This window comes from Providencia sp. TYF-12 (assembly GCF_041344805.1).
Taxonomy (GTDB): domain Bacteria; phylum Pseudomonadota; class Gammaproteobacteria; order Enterobacterales; family Enterobacteriaceae; genus Providencia; species Providencia huashanensis.
Map to the genome: position 1 here is coordinate 3,235,931 of NZ_CP166833.1, position 21,765 is coordinate 3,257,695.

A 21,765-nucleotide genomic window follows, 5' to 3' on the forward strand; every position below is an offset into this window, starting at 1 on the left:
GTAAGCGCACTATTCTACTCGGGAAATAGCGGCAAGCCAAACCACAGATGATACCAACGGGGTTGAATTTCATAGCGATAACGTAAAATTTTAATATTTTCTTTTTTAAACCATAAAGTTATCTGACCATTCTCTGCTGTGTTTAACCATTTAACGCCACTACTTTTATACCTAGAATAGACTTTTTGTGATGGAATTTTCCACGCACTGTACCTTGCAGAAGAAACTAATGCCAATGATGGTTTAACATTCCTTAACAATAAGGCGGTTGAGGATGTGCTACTTCCATGGTGAGGCACAAATAAAATGTTAGAATGAAGTCTTGATTTATACATTTCAACAATTGATCTTTCACCTTGTTTTTCTAAATCTCCCGTCAATAAGATTTTATGGTACCCATCAGTTAATTGAATAACACAAGAATCATTGTTATGCGATATTTTTGATGATTTTTCAGGCCACAACACTTCAAATGTTAAAATCCCCCATTGCCACTTTTGCCCTTTGAAGCAAGGAAGATGCTGAATACGCTGTCTTTTCTTTAACTTATTATATTCATTAGAGTAATTACCAAAACTACTACGTATGCTTATCCACGGGTATTGCTGACTTAAATCTTTAACGCCCCCAGTATGATCCAGATGATTATGACTGAGAATAACAGTTAACGGTGTAATATTATGATGTTTAAGAAAGGGGATAACCTGCTTTTTTGCACTGCTGCTCCCTTTCCATATATTTCCTGTATCATATAAGAATGCTAGATTATTTTGTTCTATAACGACTGCTAAACCGTGGCCAATATCGAGTACAGTTAAGCTCCAATCCTTTTTTGGTGATTTACTATTCCCTCTTTCAGTTAGTATTAATATGAGGACACAGCCGCATAGCCCTAAGTAATTTTTGTACCACCGGTAAAGGATCACTAAAGCAATAAGCCAACAGCTTACCAAAGCATAATAAGGCACATGACGTAATTCAAACCAAAAGCGGCTGAAGAATGGAATTGGCTTCAACCCCCATTCAATTACCTGATCAATAGCAAGTAAAATAACATTTTGTATCTCAGGAATTGGTAGTAAAAATAAGACAAATATAGCAGGAACTACTAACCAAGAAATAATAGGAACAAACCAAAGATTTGCAAAAAAACTCATTAGATTACTGCCATTAAACATTATAAGTTGCATGGGAATAAGTAGAATAAGTAAACCTATCTGTAAATGAGTTAATATAATAATTTTCCCTATTACTTTTTGTTGCGCAAGATGAGGAGATAAAGGTAAAACACTGGACCAATAGAGTATGGCTAAAACCGCAAAGCTCGATAGCCAAAAACTATCTGATAAAATTGATAACGGGTCTAATACTAAGATACCTGCAATGCTCCATAACGCCCATTGCCAAGAAAAATAATGAGATGTTTTTTTTCGAATATAAACCCATAACAATAAAGCAAAAAATGCCCGAGTTGCAGGGATTGCAAAATCAGAAACCCAAGCATAAAGAACAGCCAAACATACCCCTGACAATATTGGGATACTTTCATTTAAAAATGATATAGGTAATAAATATTGAATCCCCCTTACAATCAAATAACCAAATAAATAGGCTAAACCTATATGTAAACCAGATATCGCAATTAAATGAGTTAACCCTGTATTCTGTAATAGTAGAGAATGTGACCTATCCCCGGAATTAGTACCAATCCCGTGATGAGATTTTCCAGCTTATGCTGCCTGCTTTGCATACTCAACAGGCGACATGTAATTCAACGAACTGTGCGGACGAACATGATTGTAATGCTCGCGCCATAAATCTATTTCGTATCTGGCCTCGTCCATCGTTCTAAACCAGTGTTGGTTCAGGCATTCGTTTCTGAACTTGCCATTCAAACTTTCAACAAATGCGTTTTGTGTTGGTTTACCTGGCTGAATAAAACCCAGAGTAACGCCGCTTTCTTTGCTCCAGAAGAACATCGCCTTACTTGTAAATTCAGTGCCATTGTCACAGATCACCTTATTTGGTTTGCCGCGTTGCTCAATCAGCAAACTCAAGAATCTGGCGACTTGCCTGCCACTGATGGAAACCAAAACCAATTGGCCTACCATTTCACGCGAATAATCATCCACCACATTTAAAACCCTAAAGCGCCTGCCATTGCTGAGTTGATCCGATACAAAGTCCATAGACCAACGTTGATTCACAGCTGTTGGCACTTCCATAGGCTGTCGTGGCCGAGTCAGCTTTTTGCGTTTTTTCGTACGCACCTGCAAACCTTCTTCGGTATAAAGGCGATAGGTATGCTTACGGTTTTTAACCCAACCTTCGCCCCGAAGCAGACTATGCAACATCAGATAGCCATAACGCGGATATTGGGTTGCCAATGCTTTCAACCGCTGTCGTATGCTGTTATCTGCATTCGTTTTGGGCTGATACCGCAATGCCGTTCGGCTTAATCCCGCCAACTTGCAAGCCACCCGTTCACTCAGGCGAAAAGCTTCTATCAAATGCTGAGCAACAGGTTTCCTTGCCGCTGGCGTCACCACTTTTTTGACAGTACATCCTTCATTGCTTCGACTTCCAGCATCTTGTCGGCCAGCATTTTCTTAAGCTTGTTGTTCTCTGCCTCAAGCTCCTTCAATCGCTTGGCTTCGTTCACTTCTAGGCCTGCGTACTTACTGCGCCAGTTGTAGAAGGTCCCGACGGATATCGCCATCTCACGGCATAAGTCCTCGACCTTCGAGCCTGCTTCATGCTGCTTGATGGCTTTGATGATTTGTTCTTCGGTGTAACGTTTTTTCATTTTGAGATCTCCATTGGTTCCATTTTATTGGAAATCTCATCAATGTCATGGTCTTAAATTGGGGGGATAGGTCAAATGCTGTGGGGTCAATAGCCCCCTTTCCCCAAACATAAGCGCATAAATAACACCTGCATTATTTAATGGTGATATTTGCTGTGAATAATAGTTAATAAGCTTTTGTCTAATAGAACATTGAGAGTCTAATATTTTTTGTTGCTGACTCTTCAGTAAACCAATTTGCCTTTTTGCTAATAGATAACGCTGTTGATTAAAACCCCCTTCATTTAAAGAACTATGTAAAGGCTTAAGCTTTCCTACAATTTGCCATGACTGCCCCGCGCATAATGGCGCCTTAGTCTTCCATAAAGCATATAATGGAGGAAAAATAATTTTAGAGTTTATTCTATCAATACGTACCTTATGCTTATATTCCTTTCCTGCTAACGGAATACTTATAACGGTAAGGTCAATTTTGTAGTTTTTCTCAGATAGAAAATCCATTTTGTTTTTAATATCAATACAATGCCAGTTTCCCCAAATAAACGATATGATAACCAATGAGATAAACTTCCCCACCCTATTAGTCATATAAAAGATTAAAAATAAAGTAATGATAAAAATACAAGTAATTGTAACGTTTAAACTTATAAGTTCAGGAATAAATAATAAAGGTAATACCCCAGTAATTACCGCTAATGCTGCCAATGATAATGATAGTGATTTTTTATATTTACCTAGCCAATAATGAATAGTGTGATTAATAGCCCAGTTCTTCCCCCCTCCCTGTCCTTTCATATTTGGCTCCTTTTACCCATAATCTAGAGCCCAATCTAAAACTTAACTATTTATTCAATAAGTAGTTAAGATAGGTTTTGAGTCGCGCTTCGTAATAAGTTATTCAGGAAAAATACAGTATTCATTAAAGTGGGAAGCGCCTCGCAATTTATTTCAATACTTATCAATACCTGTCGTGTTTAAGCCTACATCTACATTTATAATCCCATCTAGACCGATTGATTTCTTTTTCCATTTTTCAATGAGCGAAAGCTATGAGGTCAAGTATTTGATTCTCAGAGTTAGGTGTTGGGTGTTGGGTGTTGGGTGTTGGGTGTTGGGTGTTGGGTGTTGGGTGTTGGGTGTTGGGTGTTGGGTGTTGGGTGTTGGGTGTTGGGTGTTGGGTGTTGGGTGTTGGGTGTTGGGTGTTGGGTGTTGGGTGTTGGGTGTTGGGTGTTGGGTGTTGGGTGTTGGGTGTTGGGTGTTGGCCAGATTATAAAAAACAGCGCTATACAATAATATGCAAGCGCTGTTTTGATGTAATAATTAAGATTTATAGCCCTTTATTGGCCATAAATATTTACACGATCACGTAATTCTTTACCTGGTTTAAAATGAGGAACATATTTACCTTCTAGCTCCACTTTATCACCAGTTTTTGGGTTACGGCCAACGCGTGGTGCACGGTAGTGAAGAGAAAAACTGCCGAAACCACGAACCTCAATACGCTCACCACCGGCTAACGTATCAGCCATATGCTCAAGAATTTCCTTTACAGCTTCCTCAACGGTTTTTGCTGAAAGATGAGACTGCTGGCTAGCCAGTCTTTCAATTAATTCAGACTTGGTCATAGTACCTCCCTAAACTACCGTTACAAAGGGGCAATTCTATTACTGCCCCCACTTAATTATTCGCCTTTAGCTGCTTTGAAAGCTTCAGCCATTGCATTGTTGCCGAATGCAGTATCTTCTTGTTTGTTCACAGCTGCGACAGCGTCTTTCTCATCCGCTTCATCTTTAGCACGAACAGACAGGTTGATTACACGGTTTTTACGATCAACACCAGTGTATTTAGCTTCAACATCATCACCAACGTTCAGAACCAGAGTTGCATCTTCAACACGGTCACGTGAAGCTTCTGAAGCACGCAGGTAACCTTCAACGCCCAGAGTCAGCTCAACAGTTGCACCTTTAGCGTCAACTGCGATTACTTTACCAGTAACGATAGCGCCTTTCTTAGTAGCTGCTAAGTAGTTATTGAATGGATCTTCAGCTAACTGTTTAACACCTAAAGAGATACGCTCACGCTCTGCGTCAACTTGCAGAACAACAGCTGCGATTTCATCGCCTTTTTTGTATTCACGAACTGCTTCTTCGCCTGCAACGTTCCAGGAGATGTCAGATAAGTGAACCAGGCCATCGATGCCGCCGTCCAGACCGATGAAGATACCGAAGTCAGTGATAGACTTGATTTTACCTTCAACGCGGTCGCCTTTGTTGTGAGTTTCTGCAAATTGCTGCCATGGGTTAGATTTGCATTGTTTTAGGCCTAAAGAGATACGACGACGTTCTTCATCGATATCCAGAACCATAACTTCAACAACATCACCAACGTTAACAACTTTAGATGGGTGGATGTTTTTGTTAGTCCAATCCATTTCTGAAACGTGAACCAGACCTTCAACGCCTTCTTCGATTTCTACGAAGCAACCATAGTCAGTCAGGTTAGTAACGCGACCAGTCAGCTTAGTGCCTTCTGGGTAACGTTTAGCGATTGCGACCCAAGGATCTTCGCCCAGTTGTTTCAGACCCAGAGAAACACGAGTGCGCTCACGGTCGAATTTCAGAACTTTAACATTGATTTCATCACCAACGTTGACGATTTCGCTTGGGTGTTTAACACGTTTCCAAGCCATGTCAGTGATGTGCAGCAAGCCGTCAACACCGCCAAGATCAACGAATGCACCGTAGTCAGTAAGGTTCTTAACGATACCTTTAACTTCCATGCCTTCCTGCAGGTTTTCCAGCAGTTGATCGCGCTCAGCGCTGCTTTCAGATTCAATTACAGCACGACGAGAAACAACAACGTTGTTGCGTTTCTGATCCAGCTTGATTACTTTGAACTCAAGCTCTTTGCCTTCCAAGTGAGTAGTATCACGAACTGGGCGTACATCTACCAGTGAACCTGGTAAGAACGCACGGATGCCGTTAAGTTCAACAGTGAAACCGCCTTTAACTTTACCGTTGATAACACCAGTTACAGTTTCAGCTTCTTCGTAAGCTTTTTCCAGCATCAGCCATGCTTCATGACGTTTAGCTTTCTCACGAGACAGGATAGTTTCACCGAAACCATCTTCTACTGCATCCAGAGCTACATCGATTTCGTCGCCAACTTGGATTTCTAGCTCACCCTGAGCATTTTTGAACTGTTCTACTGGGATAGCAGATTCTGATTTAAGACCTGCGTCTACCAGTACTACGTCTTTATCGATGGCAACAACAGTACCACGAACGATAGAACCAGGACGAGTTTCAATATTCTGCAGGGATTCTTCAAAGAGTTGAGCAAAAGATTCAGTCATATTAATGATCTTCAAGAGTTTTTAATTAACGTCCACTTAGCTTCCCGCCAAATGGGGTTGTTTCACATACCCCACAACATTCCATGTCGCAAGGTTGATGCTATGCTAATAAAATAATCAACATAGCGGTAAGTGCGTATATTATCTAATTATAAGCTAAAATAAAGCCTATTATCACGATAATTGTAGAATTTTTTTTGCATAGGTGCGTGCTTTTTCAATAACTTCCTCAATTGACATACTTGTGGAATCCAGCACTAATGCATCTTTCGCAGCAATAAGGGGCGCAACTGAGCGATTGCGATCACGGTAATCGCGCTCTTCAATTTCGCTTAAAAGACGTTCAAAATTAACATCAAAGCCTTTCTCTTGCAACTGCTTCATGCGACGATGCGCTCTTTCTTGCGCAGAAGCATCAAGGAAAATTTTCACTGGGGCATCAGGGAATACAACAGTTCCCATATCTCGACCATCGGCAATTAACCCAGGGAATGTTCTAAATGCACGCTGGCGTCGTAATAGAGCTTCACGAACACGGGGAAAAGTTGCTGTTTGCGAAGCCGTATTTCCAACGGTTTCTGTTCTTATCTGATTTGAGACATCCTCACCTTCAAGGATCACTTTTAAGATATTCCCTTCAGGAACAAAGCGTACATCTAAATTAGCCGCTAAAGGAACTAGCCCATCCTCAGATTGAATATCAACATGATGATGTAATGCAGCTAACGCGAGTACACGATAAATTGCACCGGAGTCTAGAAGTTGCCATCCAAATTCATTTGCTAATGCTTGGCAAAGTGTACCTTTGCCTGCTCCGCTAGGTCCATCAACGGTGATTACAGGGGCTATCGCCACCATAAAAAGTCTCCTTTTCTGCACATAGCATCCGCTACCTGCAATTAAAATCAGTAGAGGTATTATACCAATTCATCAACTTTGTGAAATAAGCAGGTTCTGATGATTGTCAGAAAATAAGAGAATATTGATTAAATTAAGTTATTGTTGGGCTGGTACTGAACAAACATATCAGCCCAACAAAAGTATTAACTTAGGCGAGCAAGCTGCTCGAAGTAATCTGGAAACGTTTTGGCAGTGCAACCTGGGTCTAAAATAGTGACAGGAGTATCTGATAACGCCACTAATGAAAAACACATAGCAATACGATGGTCATTGTAAGTTTCAATTTCTGCGTGTTGTAGTTTTTTGGGTGGAACAACACGGATATAATCATGCCCCTCTTCTACTTCAGCGCCAACTTTTCGTAGCTCAGTGGCCATCGCGTATAACCTGTCAGTTTCTTTTACACGCCAGTTATAAATATTACGAATAACTGTTTCGCCTTCAGCGAATAACGCGACAGTCCCTATTGTCATTGCTGCATCAGGGATTTCATTCATATCCATGTCAATACCGCTCAAAGTACCACGTTGACACTCAACGTAGTCATCACCCCAGCGAATCGTCGCGCCCATTTTCTCCAACACGTTGGCAAACTTAGTATCACCTTGCAAACTATTACGGCCAATACCAGTGACACGTACAATACCACCTTTAATAGCAGCAGCGGCTAAAAAGTAAGAAGCCGAAGAAGCGTCACCTTCCACTAAATATTCACCAGGTGATTGATATTGTTGCTGGCCTTTAATTACAAATTGTTGATATTGATGATTTTCAACAATAACACCAAAAGTTTTCATTAATGCTAGCGTTATATCAATATAAGGTTTAGAGACTAACTCACCAATAATGGTAATAGTCGTATCTTGCTCTGCACGAGGAGCCGCCATTAATAATGCCGTTAAAAATTGGCTAGAAACCGAACCATCGACTGAAATTTTGCCACCGACAAAACCGCCTTTTAAACGAATCGGCGGATAATTTTCTTGTTCTAAATAATCAATAACTGCCCCGCCTTCCCTCAAAGCATCCACTAAGTGCCCAATGGGACGCTCTTTCATGCGGGGTTCTCCGGTCAGAATAATATTATTGTGGCTCAATGATAATGCCGCTGCCAGCGGGCGCATTGCTGTCCCTGCATTACCTAAAAATATTTCTAGTTCATCCGAATGGGATAAGTTACCGCCTAGACCTTCCACGCAACACCGTGTTTTATCATCCGATAATTGGTAACTAACCCCTAATTGGCTTAATGCATTCAGCATATGGCGAATATCATCACTGTCTAATAAATTAGTCAGTACGGTCGTCCCTTTAGCCATCGCAGCAAGTAACAGTGCACGGTTTGAGACACTTTTAGACCCTGGCAAATTAATTGTGCCATTAATTGAAGAAATTGGTTGTAATGTCAGGGATTGCATAAAAGGTGTTTTCTCCAGTGAAATTGCAAGTAAAATCAACCGAGCCCTATTTTCTTTTTAGTTAGCTACAAGAGGGCTCGATTATTAGCTGAACATCCTATCAGCCAGTTTATACTCATCATTTTTCAGGTTGCATGCGTGTTGGCCATTTTCAACGAACCGAGCTATATCGTGTACCAATGCCCCTCATCTATTTTCGTTTATTACCGACATGCAACCCAAATTATGTAGAGCTTAATAAAGAGTGTTATGCGTTATGGCGTTCAAAATCTGCCATAAAATCAACCAAAGCCTGTACACCAGCTAATGGCATAGCATTATAAATGGAGGCTCGCATTCCGCCTGCCACTTTATGACCTTTCAGTGAAAGCAGGCCTTGTTCTTTCGCTTCTTCGATAAATTTGGCATCCAATGCAGGGTTTTGCATTTGGAATGGCACATTCATCCAAGAGCGGTTTTCTACTGCCACACGGTTTATATAAAACTGGCTATCATCAATAGCATTGTAGAGTAATTGTGATTTTTCATAATTACGCTTCGCCATTTCTTGTAAGCCACCTTGTTCTTTCAACCACTTAAAGACCATACCTGATAGGTACCATGCAAATGTTGGCGGTGTGTTGAACATGGAATCATGTTTTGCTAGTAATGTATAATCAAATACTGATGGCGTCTGTGGAGAGGCTTTGCCCAGTAGGTCTTCACGAATAATGACAATTGTTAACCCAGCAGGCCCGATATTTTTTTGTGCACCCGCATAGATTATGCCAAAACGGCTGACATCAATCGGTTTTGATAAAATAGAAGATGAGTAATCAGCAACAATAATTTTGTCTTTCGGGAAATCAGGTTCTTCGTGGAGGGCTAAACCGCCAATCGTTTCATTAGGGCAATAATGGACATAAGCAGCATCGTCACTTAAAGGCCATTCACTCATTGGTTTTAGGCTCACAACGCCATCTTTTTCTTCAGCAATCTGAATGACGTTAGGTTTACAGTATTTCGCTGCTTCTTTCGCAGCAGATTCTGACCAATAACCACTGACAATGTAATCAGCCGTCGTTTTGCCACCTAATAAGTTCATCGGGATAGTAGCAAAGTGGGCACGGGCACCGCCATGACAAAATAGAATTTTATAATTACTTGGCACATTTAATAAATCACGTAAATTTTGCTCAGCTTCTTTTGCAACTTCAACAAATTCTTTTCCGCGATGACTCACTTCCATCACTGAAACACCTAGACCTTGCCAATTACAAAATTCTTGTTCAGCACGACGCATGACTTCGACAGGCAGCATCGCTGGACCTGCACTGAAATTATAAACCTGACTCATTGACCTCACCCTATCTTCAATAATTATGATTAATAAAACTCACTCAGATGCTTCAAGTTGTACCACTCCACGCCTTTAGCTGCAACGCTTATTGTGAATTGATAGTAAAAAGTAATAGGGGAATTTTGGGTAAAATAAACAAAAGAATTTTGTTAATCTCGTCACATTATCGACAACCATAATTTTATGAAGAGATTAACAATAAATAAGGAATAATATCCCGAATCATCTTGTCGATTTTGTCTTCGGGATATTTATTGAAATGAATTTTTTATTTATAAAAAGCGGAATTAACTAATTACTTTACTAACGATCTCGATAGCTTCTTTTTCAATAAGGCGTAGATGTTCTTCGCCACGGAAACTTTCACAATAAATTTTGTATGCTTCTTCTGTCCCTGATGGCCTTGCTGCAAACCAACCGTAATCGGTCATAATTTTTAAGCCACCTATCGAGGCGCCATTACCAGGTGCTGCGGTTAAGCGCTGTGTAATTTTATCACCCGCTAGCGTATCTGCGGCTACCATTTCTGGAGATAATTTACTTAACTTAGCTTTTTCTTCGTGAGTCGCTTTCGCTTGGATACGGTTGTAAATCGGTGCACCAAATTTTTTCGCGAGGTTATTATAGCGTTGCTGAGGGTTTTCACCGGTAACTGCTGTAATTTCTGCGGCTAATAAACAAAGAATGATACCATCTTTATCCGTTGACCAAGGTGTACCATCAAATTTCAGGAACGATGCCCCAGCACTTTCTTCCCCACCAAAACCGAGTTGACCACTAAATAAACCATCAACAAACCATTTAAAACCAACCGGTACTTCTACCAATTCACGACCAATATCACTGACAACTCGGTCAATCATCGCACTAGAAACCAGCGTTTTACCGACAGCAACATCTTTCCCCCACAGAGGCCGATGCTGGAATAAATAGTCAATCGCAACAGCAAGGTAGTGATTTGGGTTCATTAACCCATCAGGGGTGACAATACCATGGCGGTCGTAATCAGGATCATTTGCAAACGCCAAATCAAACCGTTTTTTCATCCCTAATAACCCTGCCATAGCCCAACTTGATGAGCAATCCATACGGATAACACCATCATGGTCAAGTGGCATAAAACGGAAAGTTTGGTCTAGTTGATCATTTACGATTTCAATATTTAATTGATAATGCTCAGCAATTTTTTTCCAATATTCGATACCTGAGCCACCTAGTGGGTCAACACCGATTTTTAGCCCTGATTTGGCGATGGCCTCCATATCAACAACTTCGCCCAGTGCTAATACGTATGGCATAATTAAATCTTGCTGAATAACATATTCACTTGCGATCGCAGCATCAAAACTTAGGCGCTTAACCCCCTCGAGGTTATTTACCAGTATTTGATTAGCATTTTTCTCAATAACCGAAGTTAAATCTGTATCCGCAGGCCCGCCATTTGCTGGATTATATTTAATACCACCATCTTCAGGTGGATTATGGGAAGGCGTGATCACAATGCCATCAGCAATATTTTGGTGTGACTGATTGTAACTTAAGATTGCATGGGAGATGGCTGGAGTTGGTGTGAAACCATTGTTCTCCTGAACAATTACATGAACTTGATTGGCTGCTAGCACCTCAACCACAGTAATAAATGCCGCTTCAGATAAAGCATGTGTATCTTTACCCACAAAGCAAGGGCCTGTTACCCCTTGTGTTTTGCGCAAATCAGCAATAGCTTGTGCAATTGCCAATATGTGATTTTCATTAAAATTTTTACGTAATGAGCTACCACGATGCCCAGACGTACCAAATTTAACCGCCTGAGAAGCGTCCCCTGCTTGCGGCTGCTGAGTATAATATTGAGCGGTTAATTGAGCGACATTGATCAAGTCACTTTGAAACGGAAGCTGCCCTGCACGTTCATGTATTGTCACTGGTTTTCTCCCAAAGCACTGATGCTTTGCTTTTCACATCAGTGATATTTCAGTTTTAAATGGTATTACTCACTTTTTCAATCACATTCGCAGGGAACTGCATTTCCTGCATGATGGCATCAACCATACTACGTTTGCGATTAGTATTTGTGTTCGTGATCACCCAATAAGGGGTCCCCGGAATATGACGAGGCTTAGACTGTTTACCCGCAGCAAGCAACGTTTGCTCATCGCCGGCAAAATAAATACGAGTTCGACCATGCATTAATTCTGTAGCGCTCGCAAAGCGCTTAGCATCTAAACTGTATAATGTGGACAGAATTAACATAAACCGGTCAATTGCTTTGCTTTTTTCTGCATAAGCATCGGATAACAATAATTCCCTAACAACCCTAACTGGGTTTTGTGCAACAGCAGGTGTACTCATCGCCAGTTCAGTTTTAGTTACTGGTTGTGCCTGACCGACTTCTTTTACTTGTACTGGCTGCCCGGACTTGAAATTTAACATACGGCGCAAGATATCCGATGCACTTTCACCGATATGCTGTGTATGGCTCGCAATATAGCGGTAAAGCTCTTCATCAACTTCTATCGTTTTCATTTTTTCCCAGTACTTTATTTTAACTAAAATTTGCGGTGTGATTATAAGACAGATTTAAAAAAAACAAAACAATTAAAATTTCAATAACTTAAAGTAAACACTCCTTTAAGTTTAAAGATAATTCAGTATGTTATCATACCATTACTTTACTCATTTCATCACAGTGACCAAGTTCAATTTTCTTAAATTCTTTGCATAAAAGCATTCTATTAACCCAATTATTGAATTGTTCACCCTCCGAAGAAGATTATTTGACTATTTGGATTTTATCCCTAGCCATGCCATGATAAAGCTACTTGTATCACTGATAAATTGATAAAACAAATATGACTGTGTTACTCAACCATACTATTCATAAACCTGAAAATCCAATCTCTAATAACCCTGTTGTATTAATTCATGGGCTATTCGGTGACCTGCATAACTTAGGCGTGTTAGGCCGTGATTTACAACAATATTTTGATACTATTCAAATTGATGTTCGCAATCATGGTGATTCATTTCGTGACGACCAAATGAGTTATCAACAAATGGCGCAAGATGTGATTAACCTTATAAAGTCATTAGGTTATAAAAATGCCATTTTAATTGGTCACTCCATGGGGGGGAAAATAGCAATGGCAGCAACGGCTTTAGCCCCTGATTTTATCACTCAGGTAGTTGCTATTGATATCGCCCCTGTCGCTTATCAAGTTCGCCGCCATGATAAAATCTTTGCAGCTCTGGATGCAGTTACTGCGGAGCAAGCTAAAACTCGTCAAGAAGCGACAACCATTATGCGTCACCATATCAATGAAGATGGCGTTATCCAATTTCTCCTAAAATCTTTTAAGCAAGGTGAATGGAAGTTCAATTTGCCCGCACTAAAAACGAATTATGAGAAAATTATTGGTTGGGAAACCGTCCCTGCATGGAATAAGCCTGTATTATTAATTCCTGGAGGAAATTCACCTTATGTACAAGCCGAATATTCCGATGAAATCGCTCAACAATTTCCTAAGGCCAAAGCTTGGGTTGTTGCGGATACTGGTCATTGGGTACATGCCGAAAAACCGGATCATGTGTTAAGAGCAATCCACCGTTTTTTGGCTATTCCAAAATAATAAATCATCATGAACGAGATATTGAAGATGAACTTTCATTCTCAATATCTCTAATAAGGTTTATTTTTTAATTATTTTTTTTCAAACTAAACAATAAGACTAACTTCAATACACAGATAATTGTAATCACTGTATTATCCAAATTTAAAAGCCCCTTCTTCATCGCCAATGTTAAATTGATTTTTTCAATATGCATTTATGTTTATGCATGTAATAAAACCAAGGGAATGATTAATACAGAAAATGGAAACCGCCAAATCACAATCAACATTATATTTTATTAGTGTTATCGCCAAGTTGTCAGGGCAAATAAACCCTAAAGAACTTGAGGAAATGCTAAAGCAGTCTATTAATTATAATGAAAAACTCAAAATCATTAAAAAAAAGTATCATATTAACTGCAAGAATAAGCATCAAAAAAATAAAGATATCGCCAAAATAGTCTGTCCGGCTATTTTATATAACACCCAGGGTGAGGCCTTCTTGTTAGCTAATCGCAATCAAGAACAAGTCTTAGTACAACAAATGGGTAACCTCCCCCCTGAGATTTGGAGCATTGAAGAGCTACAACAACGATGGAATGGTGATTGGTTGCATGTAAACCTGAAGCAAGGGCAATTTGATATATCTTGGTTTCAAGCAGAGTTTATGAAATATAAATCTATTATTTTATGGGTTTTGTTTTTTTCATTTATCTTACAAATATTAGCTTTGGTTTCTCCTATTGTTATGCAAGTTATTATGGATAAAGTATTAATTCATAATAGTTTAGTGACATTAGATGTGCTAATTTTCGGTTTAATTGTTGCTGCATTTATTGAAGTTATACTAAAAGGGTTACGTGAATACGTTTATCATCATACGGTTAATCGAATAGACATGACATTGGGTTTAAAATTAGTTAATCATTTACTACGGTTACCTATCCCCTTTTTCAAAAACCGTCAAATAGGTGCAATTGTTACCCGTGTAAAAGAATTAGAAACTATTCGCGAATTTTTAACGAGCAGCTTCTTTACATTATGTGTTGATGTATTATTTTTATTTGTATTTATTTTCGTGATGAATTTAATATCAACCACTCTAACATTAATCTTTCTATGCTCTATTCCTTTTTACCTTTTATTAGCTTGGTGGTTAACACCTAAAATTGAAGCCGCCGCTCAACAGCAATTTACTAACATCGCAATTAATACCTCTTTTCTTACTGAAAGCATCAATGGTATTGAAACAGCCAAAAGCTTATCGGTAGAACCTAATTTTACTCGCCGATGGGATGGTCAAACATCCGATATGAGCCATACTAATTTTGTATCAGGGCAAATAAGCTCACGCTCTGAACACTTAGTCATGGCTATTGAAAAAATCACCAGTGCTATCGTTTTATGGGTTGGGGCATCTGAGGTATTAGCTTTACAAATGACTATTGGCCAATTTATCGCGTTTCATATGATGGTCAGCCATGCCAATCAACCTTTAGTCAAACTCGTAAAATTATGGGGGGACTATATTCGTACAGGTGTTGCTATTGAAAAGCTATCGCAAATTATTAATCTCCCCGTTGAACAATCCAGGCAAGAAAACAAGCAGTCAATTCAAGGGAATCTATTTATAAAAGATGTCTCATTCCGCTATCAACCCAATATGCCTTATATCCTTAAAAACTTTAACTTAAATATTAAAGCAGGGGAAACCATTGGCGTTGTCGGTACTTCAGGCTCAGGGAAAAGTACTCTAGCTCGGTTACTGTTACGGCTTTATACCCCTGAAAGCGGCGCCATTTATGTTGATAACATGCCTTTGTCGGCAATTAATCTACATTCACTAAGGCAACAAATAGGTATTGTATTACAAGAAAACTTTTTATTTAGCCAATCTGTTTTTCACAATATTGCCCAAACAGCCCCCAATGCTTCGATGGATGACGTCGTTCATGCAGCGAAGATGGCCGGTGCTCATGACTTTATTTTAAAATTACCTATGGGATATGACACCGTACTGGCTGAAGGGGGGACGTCTCTTTCCGGCGGTCAACGACAGCGTATTGCCATTGCACGTACCTTACTTGCTAACCCTAAAGTCATTATTTTTGATGAAGCCACCAGCGCTTTAGATGATGAATCCCAAGCTGTTATTCAAGAGAACATGCATGTTATTGCAAAAGGAAGGACAGTTATTACCATCGCCCATCGCTTATCAACCATTCGCCACCATCAGCGAATTATTGTCATGCAACGTGGAGAAATTATAGAACAAGGCAGCCACCAGCAGCTTATTGAACAAGGTAATTTCTATAAACATTTATGGACCCTGCAACAATCCTTAAAACCGGACATGGACGTAAAATGAAACATCGATTAAAACAAAACCGCTATAACAGTTTTTTGCCTTCCCATTTGGCAATTTTAAAAACCCCCCCTTCCTATTTGGCCTTGTGGGTGGCAATATCAATTAGTTTTGGTATTTTCATTGCCGTTGCTTGGTCATTTTTTGGTAAACTAGATATTCAGGCAACTACCCAAGGTAAATTGATTGTTTCTGGGCGTACACAATTAATTCAAGCGTTTGAATTAAGTCGCTTAGAACACATTCATGTTGCAGATGGGCAAACCGTCAAACAAGGTGATCCATTACTTACGGTTAATGTGCTAGGCGTCGACCAAGATATTCTTAGCTTAAATTATCAACATAATTTCCAAATTGCCGAAACTCTCATTCATCAAGCTCTGTTATTGCAACAACCGATTGATCAATTACCTCAATTTCATCAATTAACTGAAGCTGAGCAAAAAAGTGCCCTCTCTAGCTACCAAACTCAACAAATAGAGTTTGACTCTCTCATTAATGAAATTAGTAATGAAATTCAATTAAATATTGTCAATCAGCAAGCTAGGAAAAATGAGTTAAACACGATTAACGCGCTAATCAATAATATAAAGCAACGACTTGATGCTCATCATTCATTAACGCAGAAACAGTTAATCAGCCAGAAAGAATTTTTAGAACAAGAACGAGAGCTACTTATCGCTAAAAAAGAGAAAGTTACCAAGCTCTCTGAATTATCCATTCTTGTCAGTCAGCACCATGCCTTAACTGAAAAACAAAGTAGGATAAAGGCACAGAAAAACCAAGAATGGGATGAAAAATATAAGCAAGCGGCTTTTAAACAAGCCTCCTTAGAACAAGAACTATTAAAAAATCATGAAAGAAATCAATTAGAAGTCATCCGAGCTCCTGTTGATGGTACTGTTCAACAATTAGCCACTCATACTTTAGGGGGAGTACTACAACCCGCTCAGCAATTAATGGTTATAGTGCCTAATAACCATGTTCAATTAGCTGAAATTAAAATTTTAAATAAAGATATTGGCTTCATTCATGAAGGTTTAAAAGCCGAAGTCAAAGTCGATGCCTTTCCTTACACCCGTTATGGCACCATTGACGGTGAGGTTCTCTCTATTTCACGGGATAGCACGCAAGATGAAAACCTTGGCTTAGTGTTCTTAGGTCAAATAGGCCTTAATAAAAAACAACTGTTAGTTGATGGTGAACAGATTGAGCTCACTCCTGGGTTATCTATCGTGGCCGAAATAAAAACCGATAAGCGCCGAATTATTGATTACCTACTTAGCCCTATCAATGAATATACCTCGAATGCAATGAGAGAAAAATAATCGATGGAACAGATAAACAACCATGGCTTGGATGCCTTAGTTTGGGTGGCTAATTATTACCAAAAGAATGTTTCGACAGACCAACTCAGGCATTCAATTGGTATGCAAACTCTTTCGCCTACAGAGTGGGAGATCAGAGAATGTGCCAATACACTAGGCTACGAAACAGAACTCATTGCTATACCATATACACAGTTAGCAACCATCCCCCTTCCCGCGTTAATCTATACGCAAGGGTCATGGCAAATCTTGCAACAAGAAAAAGACCTCGTACTCATCAACCCTGTAAACAACGAAATCAAGTTAATTCAGGCTGATGATTTTAATAATGAAGCTGAAATCGATATTTTATTGCTTAAAGAGCAACAAGAGCCAGAGCAAAAAAGAGCTTTTGGGTTTAGCTGGTTTGTTCCTTCTATTTTGCGTCAACATGTTAAATTACGAAATATCTTTATTCTATCAGCCATTATTCAGCTTTTCGCCTTAGTTAGCCCTCTACTATTTCAAAACCTTGTAGACAAAGTTTTAGTGGGGCGAAGTTTATCCAACTTACATGTTATTGCATTGGCAATCTTCGCTATTGCCGTTGCTGAGCCAATATACGGTTTTATTCGCAATAAAATTTTTAGTCATACCAGTAGCCAAATCAGCGCCGAATTATCAGGGAAAATCTATCGGCATTTAATGGCGCTCCCCTTAAATTATTTCAAATTAAGGCCAACAGGGAAAATCATCGCAAGGATACGTGAGCTAGCGCATATACGGCAATTTCTGACTGGCTCAACTTTGATGCTATTTATTGACTTCATTTTTGTGATCCTCTTTATTGCGGTTCTATTTTCCTATAGCAGCCTAATGTCATGGATTTTACTCGGTTCGATGGGGGTTTTCTTCATTTTATGGATGATACTTGGGCCAATTATTCGTCAGCAAACTGAAAAGTCTTATCAAGCAGATGAAAATGGGCTCACGTTTCTTACCGAAACCATTACAGGAATTGAAACGGTAAAAACTACAGCAACTGAAAAATATTTTAATCAACGATGGAAAAAAATATTCAGTAAACAACTGAGACAAAGCTTTAAAGTCTCAATGCGCAGTGAAGTAGCCTCTCAGTTAATGACATTAGTGAGTAAAATTACAACTGCAATTATCTTGTGGGTTGGGGTCAAAGAAGTTTTAAACGGTGGAATATCGCCTGGGGAACTCGTCGCCTTTAATATGCTAAGTGCCCATGTTACTCAGCCCGTGCTAAGGTTTGCACAAGTTTGGCAAGATTTTCAACACACTATAATTTCACTTCGCCGTGTTGGGGATATACTCGATAAACCAGTTGAAAATGAACGCAAAGGCATTGCGAGCACTGCCAGCATTCAAGGGAAAATTGAGTTTCAAAATATTCGTTTTCGTTATCAACCTGATATGCCAGAGGTTCTCAATAACCTGTCGCTATCCGTTAAAGCAGGGGAATTTATTGGGATAACAGGCCCTTCCGGGTCAGGGAAAAGTACTCTGACAAAATTATTGCAGCGTCTTTATGTACCACAACATGGTCAAGTTATTGTCGATGGCATGGATTTAGCTGTAGCAGATACGGTTTCATTACGCCGCCGTATGAGTGTTGTTCTGCAAGAAAGTATGCTATTCGTCGGCTCTATTGCAGATAATATTCGCTTAAGTGCCCCGCAAGCTTCGGATGAAAAAGTTATTCATGCTGCAAAATTAGCAGGCGCTTATGATTTCATAATGGAGCTACCTGACACGTTTAATTCCCCCTTATCAGAAAAAGGCCTTAACCTATCAGGTGGGCAACGTCAAAGAATAGCTCTGGCACGTGCTTTACTAACAGAACCAGATATTTTGATATTAGATGAAGCAACTTCGGCATTGGATTACGAGTCACAGGATGTGCAAATATTGATTAACGATTTATAGCTAGCAAAGCCGCACTACAAGCCAGCCAGCATTTTTGCGATTTGCTAATTTTTGAATATATTTAATGATTCTCCTCTATTTTGTGTCACAATTTCGGCACAGTTTGTTAAGCCGTCGGCTCAAACTTACTTCCGTTGTAGTAACCGTAAACCAAACGCTCTTTTGTATCTCCTACCGCGAAGCTTATCTGTGCATTTTTTTCTATTGAATTCCCCGAGGCTCTCGCTATTCCTCCCGACAACTCAATGTTTCCTGCGCCCGCTTTGAATAGAGAATTAAGATACATGTGAGTAACGCCACCCCCCGAATACCTTCCAGCGCGTATTCTTGAGGCGTTGTGACACACTATCCCTTTTCCGTTTCTTCCTTCACCTGCAAATCCATCAACATTCAAAGTATCGCAGCTATTTAGTGTTAAGCTAAAGCTTGCGGGACTAACGAAAACAGCATCAACTATTGAGTTATTAAAAGTGAAGTTAGCCGTATATCCTGTTGTTGCTTGATATATATCTGCAATATCAACGTTTAATGTAATACCCGTTCTTGCAATAACTGCTGTTGGGATTGAGGATGGGAAGATGTTTCCAGTGACTTCAACAGACATATCCCCGTAAAATCCTGTCGTAGCTTGACCAGGTAAGCGGACGGGGTTAATTCTTACAACGCCAGAGCCCGCAGGTATTCTGACATTTAAATCAACAATTTTAATGAATTGTGGCAATTTGCGACTGAATGTCGTTTGGCTTGTTGGGTATCTGAATAGCTCAACAATATTTAAATTCGGGGCTGCGTTGCTATTTGTGGATGCTGTCAGTGCCCCCCCATTAATGATAATCCTGCGCGGATAAAAGACCTCTCGTCCAAAATCGATATTATCTGCGTGCAAGCGAACGATGCCTGTTTCCGCATCAGTTAGTGCCAAGTTTCCGCAGTTGAGCTCAGGGTTGTCTACAATGATATCGCCAACCCACTCAGAACCGTAATCCGCTCGTAAATCAATTAGTGTATTCACGTACCCAGATGTACCACCCACACCGACGCAAAACTTTTTACAATCACTTACTTTTAATGTGCCTCTGCCTGAAATCTGAATCGCTTTTTCTTTCAGCGTGCAACGCTCGGCGGTGAAGTTAAAAGCTTGAGCATGAACACCAACTCGCGCACCTGTAATGTCAGTAGAGAAGCCATCGCGAATAGTGTTACCGTCCATTAACCCCCAATCCCCAGCACCGTGATAGTTTCTAACACCTTGACGTATCACTGAGCCGCCCGATATCCCGTATGCGCTAGCTGTTTCAAAGTGGTTGACGTTATCAACTGCAATTGCATCTAAGACGTTATCCCTACAGTTGTGGGGCTCAAAATAAGTGATGATGCGATTAACAAGGCTATCATCTGTTCTTTTTACTCCGCTTGCGTTAACAGTTACATCATTGCGCGTTGAGTAAATGAATGATGCAATCAGTGAGTTTCCAATTGTGATCGATGGCGCATTAAATATTAATTTGCTTTTTTCAAGTTGATTAACAACAACTGAAACTTGTGTTGTCATTGTATAGATTAGTGGATGACTTAGTGTGCCACCCTTTCTGACTTCGACAATATCTCGCTTATAAACTGGCGAGTTTCTATCACCATTTCTGTAAATATCAATATCTTTCGAGTTAATTGATACGACAGCGTTTTCGTAAATAGCCAACTCAGGAACAACAGTATTCCCATTCACAAAATTTTGGTTATTAACATTCGCTTCGATTAGATTAACAGTCGGCTTGACGTTGAACACCTTGTTAATATTCAATCCGTCATCAAAAACGAACTCTGATCCCTTCAAGTCCACATCCGTTTTTACGCTGACTTCAACGGGTTTAGATATACGAAACTTACCGCGATTTTGTTTTAACTGTACTCCAAGACGGTTGGCTACTGAATGAGCACGTACTATTGCATCCTCTGACGGCTCTACACCCGTGATGTCTGCGCCAGCGATTTCATAAGAAATATACAGTTGGTTATCCAGTACTTCTCTGACAAATCGACCGCCACCAACTGGCGCTATAATCATCACTCCGTCATCAGTATCTGTATTTTCAGAGTCATAGCGAAAGAAGCCGCCGCCATAGCCTTTGCATTCAATATACGAATCAACAAGCACTCGAGCGCCAGTGTTTAGTGATAATGCATTGTATTGTCTGAGCTCGATAATTGATTTGAATGAGCCTATGTTTTTGTAACCTGCGCTTGATAAAATATCCCCTCGCAAACTCGCATCACCAACACTAACCCATGCACCTTTTCCAATGCCGCCAGTAGATTCAGGAATTGACCCTGCTGGAACTTGTTTAGGTAAATCACCATCCCAACGGTAGTGGTCGCCATCGCCATCTGGCAATTTCCACAATACCGTGCCATTTCTGCTAACAACTTCAGCTCCTTCTTGGAATGTTCCAGCTGGAGCATAGCCAGCAGCGAGTAGCGCTTGCTCGGATTCAATTTTAAACTTGGTGACTAGCTCGTTAAAAACCCACTCCATTCCCGCAGCGGTTTTGTGGCATTTACCAAATCTATCTGTGTATTCATGCCGTAATGAGTTAACCCACTCGTCTATTTTTCCTGAGTTAAAAAACAGGTCTTTTACGTCTGAGCTTGGAACGTCTTTTTGCGTAGGTTTGATTTCTCTCATACCAATTTTTTCCAATAAAAAAGCCAGCT

Annotated in this window: 15 protein-coding genes; 4 read left to right on the forward strand and 11 right to left on the reverse strand. The window is 39.9% G+C overall.

Features of this window, described 5'->3' with window-relative positions; all coding sequences use genetic code 11:
• Positions 1–14: 14 nt before the first annotated feature.
• The 10 genes from ABE954_RS14860 to seqA form a co-directional block, all read right to left on the reverse strand.
• On the reverse strand, positions 15–1,709 hold the full coding sequence (locus ABE954_RS14860; RefSeq protein ID WP_371025906.1) for a DNA internalization-related competence protein ComEC/Rec2: 1,695 nt from the start codon (positions 1,707–1,709) through the stop codon (positions 15–17).
• Positions 1,710–1,730: 21 nt separating this feature from the next.
• Positions 1,731–2,806, reverse strand: a protein-coding gene (locus ABE954_RS14865; protein WP_104768132.1) for an IS3 family transposase whose coding sequence is annotated in 2 segments (ribosomal slippage) — positions 1,731–2,557 and positions 2,557–2,806 — 1,077 coding nt in all. Because the reading frame shifts where the segments join, the coding sequence is not laid out codon by codon here.
• A 45-nt stretch (positions 2,807–2,851) separates the two neighbouring features.
• The gene (locus ABE954_RS14870; RefSeq protein WP_371025535.1) at positions 2,852–3,601 is read right to left on the reverse strand and encodes a DUF4131 domain-containing protein; all 750 of its coding nucleotides are present in this window, start codon (positions 3,599–3,601) and stop codon (positions 2,852–2,854) included.
• A gap of 542 nt (positions 3,602–4,143) precedes the next feature.
• Complete coding sequence (ihfB, locus tag ABE954_RS14875) at positions 4,144–4,431, reverse strand: integration host factor subunit beta (protein WP_042846474.1); 288 nt, start codon at positions 4,429–4,431, stop codon at positions 4,144–4,146.
• A 56-nt stretch (positions 4,432–4,487) separates the two neighbouring features.
• Positions 4,488–6,161, reverse strand: a complete 1,674-nt coding sequence (rpsA, locus tag ABE954_RS14880; RefSeq protein WP_004909559.1) for a 30S ribosomal protein S1 — start codon at positions 6,159–6,161, stop codon at positions 4,488–4,490.
• A 174-nt stretch (positions 6,162–6,335) separates the two neighbouring features.
• A complete protein-coding gene (gene cmk / locus ABE954_RS14885) occupies positions 6,336–7,019 on the reverse strand; it encodes a (d)CMP kinase (protein WP_042846475.1) in 684 nt (227 codons plus the stop codon).
• Between the two features lie 185 nt (positions 7,020–7,204).
• Positions 7,205–8,479 (reverse strand): 3-phosphoshikimate 1-carboxyvinyltransferase, encoded by a 1,275-nt coding sequence (gene aroA, locus ABE954_RS14890; RefSeq protein ID WP_042846477.1) that lies wholly within the window; start codon positions 8,477–8,479, stop codon positions 7,205–7,207.
• A 247-nt stretch (positions 8,480–8,726) separates the two neighbouring features.
• A complete protein-coding gene (gene serC / locus ABE954_RS14895) occupies positions 8,727–9,815 on the reverse strand; it encodes a 3-phosphoserine/phosphohydroxythreonine transaminase (RefSeq protein WP_042846478.1) in 1,089 nt (362 codons plus the stop codon).
• Positions 9,816–10,105: 290 nt separating this feature from the next.
• Positions 10,106–11,740 carry a phosphoglucomutase (alpha-D-glucose-1,6-bisphosphate-dependent) gene (pgm, locus tag ABE954_RS14900; protein ID WP_042846479.1) on the reverse strand — a complete coding sequence of 545 codons (1,635 nt, stop codon included), beginning with the start codon at positions 11,738–11,740 and terminating at the stop codon, positions 10,106–10,108.
• A gap of 55 nt (positions 11,741–11,795) precedes the next feature.
• Positions 11,796–12,341 (reverse strand): replication initiation negative regulator SeqA, encoded by a 546-nt coding sequence (gene seqA / locus ABE954_RS14905; RefSeq protein ID WP_042846480.1) that lies wholly within the window; start codon positions 12,339–12,341, stop codon positions 11,796–11,798.
• A gap of 326 nt (positions 12,342–12,667) precedes the next feature.
• Here seqA and ybfF point away from each other — a divergent pair, with 326 nt between their 5' ends.
• The 4 genes from ybfF to ABE954_RS14925 all read left to right on the forward strand — a co-directional run bounded on the left by ybfF (position 12,668) and on the right by ABE954_RS14925 (position 19,053).
• The gene (ybfF, locus tag ABE954_RS14910) at positions 12,668–13,444 is read left to right on the forward strand and encodes an esterase (protein WP_042846481.1); all 777 of its coding nucleotides are present in this window, start codon (positions 12,668–12,670) and stop codon (positions 13,442–13,444) included.
• 243 nt (positions 13,445–13,687) lie between these two features.
• Positions 13,688–15,793: a peptidase domain-containing ABC transporter gene (locus tag ABE954_RS14915; RefSeq protein WP_371025536.1), complete on the forward strand. Its 2,106-nt coding sequence runs from the start codon at positions 13,688–13,690 to the stop codon at positions 15,791–15,793.
• A complete protein-coding gene (locus tag ABE954_RS14920; RefSeq protein WP_166696830.1) occupies positions 15,790–17,118 on the forward strand; it encodes an HlyD family type I secretion periplasmic adaptor subunit in 1,329 nt (442 codons plus the stop codon). Before ABE954_RS14915 ends, ABE954_RS14920 begins: the two co-directional genes overlap by 4 nt.
• A 3-nt stretch (positions 17,119–17,121) precedes the next feature.
• The gene (locus ABE954_RS14925; RefSeq protein WP_131681060.1) at positions 17,122–19,053 is read left to right on the forward strand and encodes a type I secretion system permease/ATPase; all 1,932 of its coding nucleotides are present in this window, start codon (positions 17,122–17,124) and stop codon (positions 19,051–19,053) included.
• Between the two features lie 106 nt (positions 19,054–19,159).
• On the opposite strand, the gene ABE954_RS14930 is transcribed toward ABE954_RS14925, so the two are convergent.
• Positions 19,160–21,736 (reverse strand): hypothetical protein, encoded by a 2,577-nt coding sequence (locus ABE954_RS14930; RefSeq protein ID WP_371025537.1) that lies wholly within the window; start codon positions 21,734–21,736, stop codon positions 19,160–19,162.
• Positions 21,737–21,765: the final 29 nt, after the last annotated feature.

Excerpts from the sequence above, each read along its gene's own strand:
- ABE954_RS14870 (WP_371025535.1), bottom strand. The coding sequence starts at position 3,601 with ATGAAAGGACAGGGAGGGGGGAAGAACTGGGCTATTAATCACACTATT.
- ihfB (WP_042846474.1), bottom strand. The coding sequence starts at position 4,431 with ATGACCAAGTCTGAATTAATTGAAAGACTGGCTAGCCAGCAGTCTCAT.
- rpsA (WP_004909559.1), bottom strand. The coding sequence starts at position 6,161 with ATGACTGAATCTTTTGCTCAACTCTTTGAAGAATCCCTGCAGAATATT.
- cmk (WP_042846475.1), bottom strand. The coding sequence starts at position 7,019 with ATGGTGGCGATAGCCCCTGTAATCACCGTTGATGGACCTAGCGGAGCA.
- aroA (WP_042846477.1), bottom strand. The coding sequence starts at position 8,479 with ATGCAATCCCTGACATTACAACCAATTTCTTCAATTAATGGCACAATT.
- serC (WP_042846478.1), bottom strand. The coding sequence starts at position 9,815 with ATGAGTCAGGTTTATAATTTCAGTGCAGGTCCAGCGATGCTGCCTGTC.
- seqA (WP_042846480.1), bottom strand. The coding sequence starts at position 12,341 with ATGAAAACGATAGAAGTTGATGAAGAGCTTTACCGCTATATTGCGAGC.
- ybfF (WP_042846481.1), top strand. The coding sequence starts at position 12,668 with ATGACTGTGTTACTCAACCATACTATTCATAAACCTGAAAATCCAATC.
- ABE954_RS14915 (WP_371025536.1), top strand. The coding sequence starts at position 13,688 with ATGGAAACCGCCAAATCACAATCAACATTATATTTTATTAGTGTTATC.
- ABE954_RS14920 (WP_166696830.1), top strand. The coding sequence starts at position 15,790 with ATGAAACATCGATTAAAACAAAACCGCTATAACAGTTTTTTGCCTTCC.
- ABE954_RS14925 (WP_131681060.1), top strand. The coding sequence starts at position 17,122 with ATGGAACAGATAAACAACCATGGCTTGGATGCCTTAGTTTGGGTGGCT.
- ABE954_RS14930 (WP_371025537.1), bottom strand. The coding sequence starts at position 21,736 with ATGAGAGAAATCAAACCTACGCAAAAAGACGTTCCAAGCTCAGACGTA.